Here is an 11,761-nt window from a genome sequence, read left to right as displayed (position 1 = left end):
TAATCCGGCAGATTCATCCCTTACGAGCGGACCTCGACATGCGCATCCTGTTCTTGCTGATTCTGCTGGCCAATGTGTGGGCCTATGCCCTGGGGCAGGGCTGGCTGGGCGTGCGCCCCGGAGACGAAACCCGCACGGTGGTGCAGGAACTGAACGCAGACAAGGTGGCGCTGGGGCGGTAAGTTCGCCGACCTCGCGCGCGATAAATCCAACAGATCGCTCACTCGGCGGCCAGCGCCTGCTCCACGCCCGCCAGCACCGCATCGCGCGACGGCGGCGCGCCCTGGTCGCCCAGGCTGGCGGTATACGCCTGGCTTATCAGCGGCGTGCGCACCGGCGACGACGCACAATAAATGCCCACGGTCGGCCGCCCCAGCGCCGCCGACAAATGCGTCACGCCGCTATCCAGACCGACCATCACGCGCGCGCCGGCCAGCAATTTGGCCACGCCGGTCAGGTTCATGCGCGGCATGACCTCGACGCCTTCCTGCCCGGCCGTCAACGCCTGCGCGCGCGCGGTCTCCCTGGCATTGCCGGCCAGCACGCGCAAGACGCAGCCCTCGTCGCGCAACCGCGCAAACACGGCATGCCAATCCCGCTCGGGCCACAGCTTGTCGTCGCGGCTGGCCGACGGCATGATCACCGCATAATTGCGCGCGCTCCGATCGCTGTGCGCGTCGGCCACGAAACGCTGCAAGCCGTAATCGGGCTCGCCGGCATACTCGTAGCCGAACGTCAGCCCGGCCAGCAGGCGCTGGCGCACCACCGCAGGCTGCCAGAAATACACCCGATGCCGCACGTCGTAAAACAAAGACGCCATCGACTCGCGGGCCGACTGCCAATCCAGGCCGTGCCGCGTGCCCTGCGCATGCCGCGCCAGCCAGGCCGACTTCAGCAGCGACTGCATGTCCAGCACCACGTCGTAGCGCACGTCGCGCAGTCGATCCGCAATGCTGCGGCGCTCGCGGCGAGTGCTCTCGCGCCACCAGGTCTTGCGCCAGCGGCGCTGCGCCAGGGCAATCACCTCGTTCACCGCCGGATGCCAGGCCGGGATCTCGGCAAACGCCTCTTCCGCCACCCAGTCGATCTGCGCGCCGGGCACATAGCGCGCGATATCCGAAATCGCGGGCAGGGTATGAACAATATCCCCCAGCGATGATGTGCGGACGATGAGAATGCGGGTAGACATGGCGAGTCGGAAAAAAGGGCCGCCCATAGTACCTCAGCGCCTGCGGGCGTTCGGGCCGCCATCGGGCGATTTTTACGATGCCCGGGCGACCCGCCAGGCCCGGCAGCGTTCAGAAAACCCCGGGCAAAAAGCGGCGCGTCGTTTTCATGTAAGCCGGATAGCCGGCAAAGGTCTCGCACAGCCACTGCTCTTCCAGGCGCGCCTTCGCCAGCAAGACGCCCAGCAACACACAAAACAGCGCAAGCCTTATTGCGTCGGGCGTGGCCAGAACACAGGCCACGCCAAAAACAAGAATCGCGGCATACATCGGGTGACGCACGTAGCGATAGATGCCATGCACCACCAGCGACCCGCCCGATTTCGGACTGGGATGAATATTGAAGTTGCCGGGCCGGTTATTGACGATGGCCGCCACCCCTACCGCCACCGACCCGGCGATCACCAGCCACAGCAGCAGGTCGCCAACGCGCAATCGCGACAGCAGCGAGCTTGAAAAAACCAGCGCAAGCAACACGGAAAACTGCAGCGCCACCAGCAAATAGCCGTACACGTATCGTTTTTTCAAGACCTATCCTTGGTTGCGCGTGGCGCTATCCCATGCCGCCGATGCCGCCGTGCGAGATGCTGCCCCTCGCGGGTCAGATCGCGATCAAGCGCTGCTCGCCGGGCTTCATGACCGAGACCTTCAGCGCGGGCGCCGCGTGCGCGGCAGCCTGGCGGTATTGCTCGCCCGCCTCGACGCCGAGCACCAAGCCATTGTGCGCATAATGCACGGGAATGGCGTGCGACACGCCCACCCAGGCGCTCGCCCGCGCCGCGTCCTGCGGCCCCATCGTGAAAGGTCCGCCGCCCACGCACACAATGCCCAAGTCGGGCTTATAGCGTTCGCCGAGCATGCGCATATCGCCGAAAAGATCGGTGTCTCCGCTCAGATAGACGCGAACCCCGCCGATTTCGAGCATAAAGCCCGCCGCCGGATAGCCGCACAGGTTGGAGTGCAATGCGGGAATCAAGTGCGCCGTCATCTCGCCGTGCCGCGACACCCCGCCGAAGTTCATTCCCGCTCCGCCGTTCACCACGATTTTGGCGGGATCCAGGCCCGCCTTGCGAAACTCCGGCACCAAGCCGGTGTTCGAGCGCATCATGTCGCTCTGCCCGGTCGTCTTGACCGGCACTCCGGCGTCGCTCAGCGCCTTGAGCATCTCGAAGTAATCGCCCATATGGTCGCCATGATCGTGCGTAAGCAGCACAAAGACCGCATCGGGCTTCTTGCCGGCGACATAGTCGGCGAACCCCTTGGCGCTGGCGTATTCCGGCGGCTTTTTCACGCCGAAGCGATCCCAGCCTGCGTTGTTCCAGATCCAGGCGTCGCCGTAGGCAATTTGCTTGTAGTCGGGCGTGGCGATCTCCACCACGCCGCCGCCCAGCCAGCGCACCAGCAGCTTGCCGCCGGCGCGCCCGTGCTTGGCCCAGCGATCGTCTTTGGGCTCCGCCGAAGCGGTGCTGGCCAGCGCGATCGCGCCGCCCAACGAAAAGCCGCCACGCACAAAATCCCTGCGTCGGCGGCCGTCGTCATTCAAATCCGGTTCTTGCGGTGTCGCCTGCGAATCCATGTCGTCTCCTGGGACTGGCGGCCGGTCGTTTCGCACGATCCCTACCCCAGCGGGATCCGGCCGAGGCCTCCCGCGCAGCGTGTCGTCACCGAGGCTGCCGCAGAGCACACCCTGATGACGCAAACGACTATATCAGCGGGCAGGCCTCGAACAGAAGCGCAATAAAAAAAGCGCGACAAAGTGCATCCAATCGGGTGCCCAGGGTATCGGCACGACCGCCTGGCGCCCGGCCGTTTCAGCGCACGCCACGAGGGCGCGCCCGGCTCGGCCCTACCTGCTTTGCCGCAACTGCCGGGCCAGATGGCGGCCGCTCAGCCAGGCGCCTTGCACCTTGCCGCCGTGCAGCCAATCGCCGCACAGGCCGATGCCCAGATCCGCATCCCAGGCGCTGCCGCTGGCGCCCGCCTGGCAGTCGGCATAGCGCCAACGGTGCACGGTAAACGACTGCGGCGACGCGCCGCCCAGATCGCCAAACGCGGCCAGCAGGCGCTCGCCCACGTGCTGCGCGTCGTCCTCCAGGTGCGCGGCGCTCCACTCGGCGTTGGCCTGCAGCACCCAGCATTCCTGCCCGCCGCGCCCGGGCTTGGCGCTGTTGCGGGCCAGCCAGCGCAGCGGACCGTCATTGACGAAGGCCGCCTCGAAGCCGAGCGACAACGGCGCAGCAAACTGGGCCATGACCGCCCAGCACGGCTGCATGGCCTGCGCGGCAGCCACCGCCGACAGCGGCGGACAGACCGGCGCCAGCAGCGGCACGGCTTGCGGCGAGGGAACTGCCACGACGACGCGCGCATACGTCTCGGGCAGCAGACCCTGCTCGGCGCTGCGCAGCCGCCAGCCAACGCCATCGCGCTCGAGCGCCTGAATGGTCTGGCTCGCGCGCAGGTCCAGCCCTTGGGCCAGGTGCTTGGCCGGGGCCGACATGCCGGGCACGCCCACATAGCGCACCGGCGCGTCGTGCGTCGGGAGCCGATCGCCCCCCAGCACCGCCGGCGCGACCGGCCATTCGGCCGCCACGCCTGCCTGCTGCCAGACCTGCACCTCGCGCTGAAAATCGGGATGCCGTGCGGTGAAATACTGCGCACCATGATCGGCCTGCCAGTGCTCGGCCCGGCGCGTGCTCAGACGGCCGCCCGCGCCGCGGCTTTTTTCAAAGACAGTCACGCAATGCCCCGCCTCGCGCAGGACAACGGCACACGACAGGCCAGCCAGACCGGCGCCAACAACAGCAATGGAAAAGGTCATGAATCGCGGAATCGGGTAGAAAAGATCAATGCCAGCCTTGCCGCCAGACGGCCTCGTCGGTCAGCGTCTTCCAGGCGATGACGCGGCTGCGCCCGCTGTAGACCGCCTCCAGCTCCACCTCGGTAATGGGCGCAAGCGGGTCATCGGGCACCAGCACGCGCACCACCAGAAAATGCTTTTCCTTGTTTTGCGGCGCAAGCGCGGTCCACTTGCTCAGCAATAGCTTGCGGGGGTTCAGGCGAAGAGGCATGGATCAATCATGATCAGTAAAAAGCGCATTGTTATCGAGAAAAAGCCGTCACAGCGCACCATCTCGATAAACCAGAATGTCGTTAATGCCTTGGAATTTCAGATTATCGAATGAATTCATCCAAAAATTGGCATCGCCGGCATTTTCAATCTATTGCCCCAGAATTTCCCTGGCGTAGTCGGAAAGTATGCCAAAAATTTCCATCTAATTAGCTGGAATCACTACAGCACGGTCCAACACCAAGACTAGTAAAAATGCCACTAACGAGTAATGTTGGTAGCGGCATTTCTTGTCGAGGCATAACAGGCATGCGCCAGCGGCTCAATTTGACTAGCCACGATTGCCGCGTCGGCCTGCACCAAATGCAAACCGTCTCGAGTCCTCGGCACACCGGGCAACGTCGGGCGTATCCAACAATATTTGGATTTTGGAAAAGCGCTTTCAAAAATATGACGGAATTGATTCGCCTGCGGCGACTGAGTAAGCGCCGGATCAACAGGAATTGTCAAAAAAACAGGATTAATTCCACGGGCCACCAGACGGCTCACCAAATCGGTCATTTCGACGATGTGATTTTTCACTATCGCAGGATTCAGCAGTCTCGATTGAGATTTTATTTGATCCTGCAGCAATAAATTAAAAATTGCTGGTGGTACATCCGCTTCCGCAGACTCGACGTGGCGAGCCGCAATTAATCCATATATTAAATTGACAGGCCTATATCGATATTGGAGAACTTTGATCTTGGATCGCAGACTTGAAATTGGCTCTCGAAAGAGAGTTTCGATAAGATCCACATCAATTGGGCGATCCAGCAAATTGGCTTCAATAACAACGATTCTAGGATGCTTATGCGCATGGGCAAGAACATCCAAACCAGTAAGTGAGCTACCACCTGAAATTCCAAGATTCTCGACCAATGGGCCAAGGGCCGACGCTGCAAGACGCGTACTTAGCGAGGATCCTACAAGAACAATAGGTGGATTACTTGCACTATCAAGATAATTTTCAAGGCGAATTCGATTGGTCGCTTCCTGATTTTGACCTACCTCTATGAACGGAGACCAAATTTGCACGAGAGTGCCGTAAAGCGCCACCAAGACGATCATCGCCAAAGCTACGTCACGAAGGCGCTTCCATCGGAATTTATCAAAATTGGAAATAGATGAATGCACTGGAATCGCCTGAAGCCAAGATAATTGCTGCTGCCATGCCGCCAAGAATGATACTTTCGCCACGAATAGCGCTGAATACTCGGAAAAAAAATCCTTCAGCGCCACCTCGACGCATCAAATACAGCGCGTGGTAGGCAATGATCGGAATTGAATATATCGTAATAAAGAAAGGCACACTCTTGCTAAATGGCAATGCACGATTAATGATGAGAGCGTGACAGAACCCCAACACATCGGAAAAATGGGGTAATTTGAATAATATCCATCCCAAGGTCACTACCACGAAAACCAACCCTATCCGCAACATTCTTATCAGTATCGATGGCGCACGATAAAACTTGGAATTGGAAAAAAAACGCTCTATCACCAATGCTATGCCATGCCATAGCCCCCACACAGCATAGCTCCATGCCGCTCCGTGCCACAGCCCGCCAAGCCCCATTACGATTAAAAGATTGACATAGGTTCGACCCCTACCTGCCCGATTTCCGCCTAATGGATAATACAAATACGTCCGAAGCCAAGTCGAAAGAGAAATATGCCAGCGCGTCCAGAATTCCGAGAAGGTTTCTGAAATATAGGGAAATCTAAAATTATCCGGCAAACGATAGCCAAATAAATAAGCAAGCCCAATGGCAATTAAGGAATAGCCGGCAAAATCAGAAAATATCTGCATTGAATAGCCAAACAAAAGGAACAACAAATTTAGGCTATTGAGTCCAAAATAGTATGGCGATGCAAGCCAGAACGTCTGCATCTGCAGATTATTAGCAATTACGCATTTGAGAAAATACCCTACGATGAGCGCTCGAATGGCGCGCTCCCAGTCGATATCTTGGAAATATTTTCGGGTAATTTGTGGGTAGAATTCATGTGCCTTGACAATTGGTCCAGCAATCAATTGCGGAAAGAACATGAGATAGAGAAGCGTTTTTTTGCCGTGACTCTTGGCACTAATTTCTTTATCCCAAACGTTTGCAATACCCACAGTCTTTCGTCGCCATACGTCGACAACCAAGCTAATTCCATGGAATGAATAAAACGAAATTCCGAGAGGCAACGGTAGCGAAATCAGCATCTCACCGACGGAATTGCTCGAGCTTGGCTTGCCGTAGAAAGTCAATATCAAAAGCGCCCCGTATTTGAACAGGCACAAAATCACCAGATTCAATACAACGCCGAACGTTGCCCATATCTTTGCTTCGACGTTTTTCTCAGCAGTAAAAACCTTATAACTTGATACCGCGGAGATGCTGGCTGATATAAGCAACAGGATCAACAAGGCCGGCTGGTTATAGGCATAAAAAACGGCGCTCGCGGCGATCAAAACCATCACCTGATAGCGCTGCATAACCGGCATGTAATATAGTAAAAATGTAATTCCAAGTAGGACGAAGAAAATCCAATCTGTAAATAACATTTATTCTTATATCCTGCGATACATTGGGGAATCCTGCAATTCATAATCTGATTCGCCGGCATACCCACGGCAGAGCGTCAGCCCTGCCAGCAGGCATTGCCGATTACCACGAACGCGAATATCGGCATCATCCCCAAAGACGACGCGGGGACGATAGATATGCAGGCCGCGGCCATAGTAACTCAGCGCAAGCAGCGGCACGCTCTCGAAAACCCAGGTCGCAAGGCGACGAAAATTGTGAATATCGACGCCTACGACACAACCGAATGCACCCAATCTGCATTCGATGCCAGCGTTATTCCGGCCCATGCGATCCAGCTGATGCACAGCACGGCCACATCGCGCATATGCAGTCCGCATGCCTTGCGAGTTATCGTCGACAAAAGGAGCGTGGCAGACACCATCGCCACGAGCGAAGCCACGGCTACGCCGAGAATACCGATATGGTGCACGAGAACAAAGGCGAGCACCGCGTTGGTGACCAAGGCAATAGCGGACCCCGCCAGCGCCCGCAACGACGTGCCGACCACCCCTGCGATCTTGATCATGACGGTATAGGTAATTGCCACCGGCAATTGCAGCGCGCCGATGCGCAGAATGTCCGCGAACATCAGAATGTGCCTCTCATCGGTATTTCCATGAGAGAAAAGCGCCGAGGCGATCGGCACGGCGAACAGACCCAGCATGACGGTGCCGACCCCACCCGCAGCATTGCCGACGACCAGCAGCAAGCGCATGTCGTTGCGCAGCAGCTCGACATGATGGCGCACTAGCCTCGAAAAATGCGGCAGCACCACGAACGCCACCGCCGCGCTGGCAAGGCTGCTGAAAAGCGTAATCAGCTTGCTTGCCAGCGCCCAGGCGCTGACACCGCCGTCCCCGGGCACCAGCCCCGCTATGACATACCCGATCGGTATGGCTGCGGACCCAACCAGCGCGGCAAGCGCCAGGCGCCTGTAGCTGCGCATCACCGAGGCGGGTAATTGCCTAAACGCCGATGGCCGCGGCCACAAGACGAACCCCAGCCGCGAGAGGCGCCAGACGATAAGCAGCGAGTGCAGCAGCGCGCCCGCTACCATGCCGAAGATGGCAGGATACGGGCCATAGGTGCTCGGCCAGATCACGATGGCGCCCACCGCCAGCACCGGCACGACCAATTGCGTCAGCGCCACCGTGCGAAAGCGCTGCAGCCCGCTGAGCACGGCATTGCCCACCACGGTCCATATGGATAGAAAGAGCAGCGGAAGAAAGCAGCGGAACATCGTCACGGCCGAGTGAACCGCATCGGCGCTGCGACCGCTCATCCCCATGCGCACCAGCGGTTCGGCACAGACATACAGCAACAGCGACAAACCCAGCATGCCCAGGCAGCCGTACCAGAGCACGGCACGCACGATGTCCTCGGCCTGCTTCAGGCCCTGCCCAATCTTGCTTTCGACGAACGTGCGCATGAGCGCGTCGGCCATCGGCATGGAGACGCAGGCGATGAGAAACGTCGGCAGCATGGCCGCAAAGAAGTATCCGTCCATCATCGACGTCGCGCCGAACTCCCGGGTCAGAAGCAAATCGCGCGCGGTAAAACCCAGAAAGCAGACCAACGTAATGATCAGGACCAGCGAACCGGCAGCCACCATCGATTCGATGCCTCCGCCCGGATATTCATCCGTCTTACCCAGCGCCGCCTTCGAGGCATTCGCCAGATCCGAGCGGGTCTCGGCGATACGCCGCAATCCCGGCGAGAGCAGACTTATCCAGCCGACCGCGCCGGCCAGCAGAACAAGCATCCAAACGCCGAAGCGCTGCCGATAAAGTGTCCCGATATTCGGATTGATATAGCTGAGAATCACCAGCAGAGTCGCGGAAAAACATCCCCCGAACAGCAGCGCCCGCGAAGGACGGCGCCGGGCAAGCAGCAGCACGCCCGGAAAAAGCAGATACCAGACAGACGTCTCAAGCGCCCCCACCAGGCGCGGTGCCGATACGCGCTGCTGCCAAGTCACGGGAAACGGGGCAAACAAGCCAATCTGCAACGCGCGCGGCAAATACATCAGCACGCCCAGCGCGCTGTCGGGGATGCGATTCGAGTCGATGGCCGAGTTCGCGGACATGCTTTCGCCGTATTCGGCAAAATGCTTACGCAGTTCCGAGACGCGCTGGAAAATATGGTCGACCTTGTGCGGCAACCATGCGCTTTCCTGCCAGGCCCACGACTGCGTCGAGCTTGTCGATGCCGACGACATCTCCGACGTGGTCGCGCCGTTTTCTTCCAGCGCGGTCTCGGCCACGTTCGATTTCGCGGCAAACAAGGCAATTGGCACCAACACGGCCAGCGCCAGCGCCCCATGCGCCAGCAAGCGGCGTTCTTTCACCAGCGCACGCCGCGCACCAAGCGCCACCGCCACGGCCACCCAGCACATTCCGAATATCGCCAGCAGCAATATCGGCATATAGGGCCGAAAAACGGCGCATAGCACGGCGCCGCCCAGCATCAAGATCAGCAACCGCGGCGGCAGCCTGGGCACATCGTGGCCGTCGCCCTGCTGCAGCAGGCGAAGCTGCACATAGAGCATCATCAGCATGCCCGCGATGACGAATGCGTCTTTCAGATTCTGGCCATACCACTGTAAGCTGGACGGAAACACCAGAAACAGGATGGCCGCGACCAAGCCTCCCGTCGTCCCGATCCGGCCCGACCAAAGAACCGAGCCGAGCCGATAGATCATCAACGCGCAGGTCGCTTCGGCGGCGGCATTAAAAGGGATGAACAGCGCGGGATCAGGGCCGAACAGTGCATACAAGGCCGACAGGATCCCGATGTTGCCCCCCTCGCTTCTGGTGGGAAAAAGCTTCCACTGACTCCAGCCGAGTTCGCGAATTTTGTTAGCGTAGGTGACCGCGGCGTTGTGGGCCGTGATCGGGTCATGGATCAAAAGACCATGTCCGGCATAGATCCCAGGCAGCAGCGGCAAGGCTACTTTCTGAAACATCAAAGCCATCAGGCTGGCGTAGATGAAACCTAAAAACCAAAATAGACGATATGACGGGAGCGTAGTAGGCACTGTAGCGAGATGCCGGCCTCGAATAAAAAAACCTGCGGTCTGTATCCGCATTGAGTCAACCCAAGGCCGTTGGATTTCAACTCAGCAAGTATGGGAGCGGCATTCCAACCAAGTCCGCACACAAATCCGCGCATTTTGTTAGCGCGGGTGACGTTGGCGTGGTGGTCGGTATCCGACCGGGGCATTAAAAGCGAGTGCTTCACCCAAAGTCCGAACGACAAGTGCGGGGCAACTTTCCGACACATCTGAATCACTCTACCGACGCAGACGATGATCTGCTTTGAGTAGTTCGTATCACGGTGCGCTGGAGGAACGCGCCTCCCAATGCAAAGGATGATTGGGGCAATAGAAGAAAGAGCCCTGATAGAGCCGCGCTAGGCGCCGACCATGACAAGAACGGAGAGTGACAGCGGCGGGGAGGCAGGCGCTCTGAGCTCGATATCTTCAGCGTGGCTATCGTCAGATCCGCTTCATGACTCGGAAGGGATGCAGATGCGCATGTCTCTGGTGTGGCGCCAACAAAGCATGACGGTGCCACAAATACCCGAAGCGGCTACGTCAACGCCAGTGGCCTCTCAGCCATGCCGACGTCGACATGCATGAAATGCCTGAGTCTGCAATTTTTTCTGCGACGCACGCGCCACAATGTTCAGCAGATCAAGTTCATGATGCTTGTCGATGAATGCATGCTGCGATGCCTATGGATCGATATAGCCCGACTAGGAGGTCGCCTCGCGGACCCCGCCGCAATGGATTGTTCATCAAGGCAGCGCGACGGCGTCGACCGACCTAAGCAAGCTTTAGCAGAATGGCGCGACCCAAAACCCTTAACGGCAAGCTATACAGGGAACACCTGACATGGTGTAGTTCTGCAATCGGATCGAGCCGGGCATTGTGATCGAGCGCTTGCGCCAGCACTACAATGTCGTCCGGCCGTACTCCAAGCTGGGATACCTGATACCACAGCAGGCCGCCTAGATCGCTATCGCAAGACTACTAGCCCGGGCTAGACTCCAGATCCCGGTGGCGCGAAAAATCCGAGCAAGTCATGGTATGGGCAATATTCTCGGGATTTCTCTCGAAGTGATGATTCTTATTTGGATTACTAGAAGAAAATGAATAAAAAAATCGCGATACTTCAGTCAAATTACATACCATGGAAAGGTTATTTTGACATGATTGCCGCCGTTGATGAATTCATCCTTTACGACGATATGCAATACACACGTCGCGATTGGCGAAACCGCAACCAGATAAAAACACCTCAAGGAGTCCAGTGGCTCACCGTCCCGGTACAGGTAAAGGGCAAATACCATCAAAAAATTCGTGACACCGAGATAGAAGGCACCGAATGGACGGAAGGGCATTGGAGAGCCTTGCAGCAGAACTATCGCCGAGCTCCTCATTTTTCCGAGATAGCCGAATGGCTGGAACCACTATATTCCGTCGAACCATGTAGCTATCTTTCACCACTTAATCGTCGATTCCTTGAGGCGATCTGCGAATACCTCTCCATCAACACAGTGATTTCCAATTCGTGGGACTACACACTTATCGATGGTAAAACCGAGCGATTGGCAGACCTCTGTGTACAAGCGGGTGGTACCGAATACATATCTGGACCAGCCGCTAGAAGCTATGTGGATGAACAGATATTCGCGGATAAGGGCGTTGCGCTTTCCTGGTTTGACTATTCCAACTATCCAGAATACCCGCAGCAATGGGGCGAATTCACCCACGGCGTCACAATTCTTGATCTTTTGTTCAATTGCGGCAAAGAAGCGCCGCGCTACATGAAATATGTCGCACATTG

At 58.0% G+C, this 11,761-nt stretch carries 11 protein-coding genes; 2 read left to right on the top strand and 9 right to left on the bottom strand.

Going from position 1 to position 11,761, the window contains the following annotated elements; genetic code table 11:
- Window positions 1–38: 38 nt before the first annotated feature.
- Window positions 39–182 carry a hypothetical protein gene (locus ACTHJ1_RS10565; protein ID WP_330915978.1) on the top strand — a complete coding sequence of 48 codons (144 nt, stop codon included), beginning with the start codon at window positions 39–41 and terminating at the stop codon, window positions 180–182.
- A 38-nt stretch (window positions 183–220) separates the two neighbouring features.
- Here the strand turns inward: ACTHJ1_RS10565 and waaC are convergent, their stop codons facing one another.
- From waaC to murJ, 9 genes are all read right to left on the bottom strand, one after another.
- Window positions 221–1,189: a lipopolysaccharide heptosyltransferase I gene (waaC, locus tag ACTHJ1_RS10560; RefSeq protein WP_440191750.1), complete on the bottom strand. Its 969-nt coding sequence runs from the start codon at window positions 1,187–1,189 to the stop codon at window positions 221–223.
- A gap of 109 nt (window positions 1,190–1,298) precedes the next feature.
- On the bottom strand, window positions 1,299–1,754 hold the full coding sequence (locus ACTHJ1_RS10555) for a methyltransferase family protein (protein WP_440191747.1): 456 nt from the start codon (window positions 1,752–1,754) through the stop codon (window positions 1,299–1,301).
- 73 nt (window positions 1,755–1,827) lie between these two features.
- Window positions 1,828–2,802: an MBL fold metallo-hydrolase gene (locus ACTHJ1_RS10550; RefSeq protein ID WP_440191744.1), complete on the bottom strand. Its 975-nt coding sequence runs from the start codon at window positions 2,800–2,802 to the stop codon at window positions 1,828–1,830.
- A 270-nt stretch (window positions 2,803–3,072) separates the two neighbouring features.
- On the bottom strand, window positions 3,073–4,044 hold the full coding sequence (locus tag ACTHJ1_RS10545) for an NAD(P)/FAD-dependent oxidoreductase (RefSeq protein ID WP_440191741.1): 972 nt from the start codon (window positions 4,042–4,044) through the stop codon (window positions 3,073–3,075).
- A gap of 25 nt (window positions 4,045–4,069) precedes the next feature.
- A complete protein-coding gene (locus ACTHJ1_RS10540; RefSeq protein ID WP_440191738.1) occupies window positions 4,070–4,294 on the bottom strand; it encodes a TIGR02450 family Trp-rich protein in 225 nt (74 codons plus the stop codon).
- 260 nt (window positions 4,295–4,554) lie between these two features.
- Window positions 4,555–5,469, bottom strand: coding sequence for a hypothetical protein (locus ACTHJ1_RS10535; RefSeq protein WP_440191735.1), 915 nt, complete (start codon window positions 5,467–5,469; stop codon window positions 4,555–4,557).
- A complete protein-coding gene (locus ACTHJ1_RS10530) occupies window positions 5,444–6,889 on the bottom strand; it encodes an MBOAT family O-acyltransferase (protein ID WP_440191732.1) in 1,446 nt (481 codons plus the stop codon). Before ACTHJ1_RS10530 ends, ACTHJ1_RS10535 begins: the two co-directional genes overlap by 26 nt.
- Before the next feature lie 6 nt (window positions 6,890–6,895).
- Entirely contained in the window at window positions 6,896–7,165 is a 270-nt protein-coding gene (locus tag ACTHJ1_RS10525) for a hypothetical protein (RefSeq protein ID WP_440191729.1), read from the bottom strand.
- Window positions 7,141–9,858: a murein biosynthesis integral membrane protein MurJ gene (gene murJ / locus ACTHJ1_RS10520; RefSeq protein ID WP_440191726.1), complete on the bottom strand. Its 2,718-nt coding sequence runs from the start codon at window positions 9,856–9,858 to the stop codon at window positions 7,141–7,143. The genes ACTHJ1_RS10525 and murJ overlap by 25 nt, the downstream gene beginning before the upstream one ends.
- A 1,205-nt stretch (window positions 9,859–11,063) precedes the next feature.
- Between murJ and ACTHJ1_RS10515 the strand changes: the two genes are divergently transcribed.
- Window positions 11,064–11,761: WbqC family protein (locus ACTHJ1_RS10515; protein WP_440191724.1), on the top strand; the 698-nt coding region annotated here is incomplete at its 3' end.

Origin of the sequence: Bordetella sp. (assembly GCF_051960075.1) — a bacterium.
GTDB lineage: Bacteria > Pseudomonadota > Gammaproteobacteria > Burkholderiales > Burkholderiaceae_B > Bordetella.
Note: the sequence above shows the minus strand (reverse complement) of the source record. Positions and strands in the feature narration are given on the sequence as shown.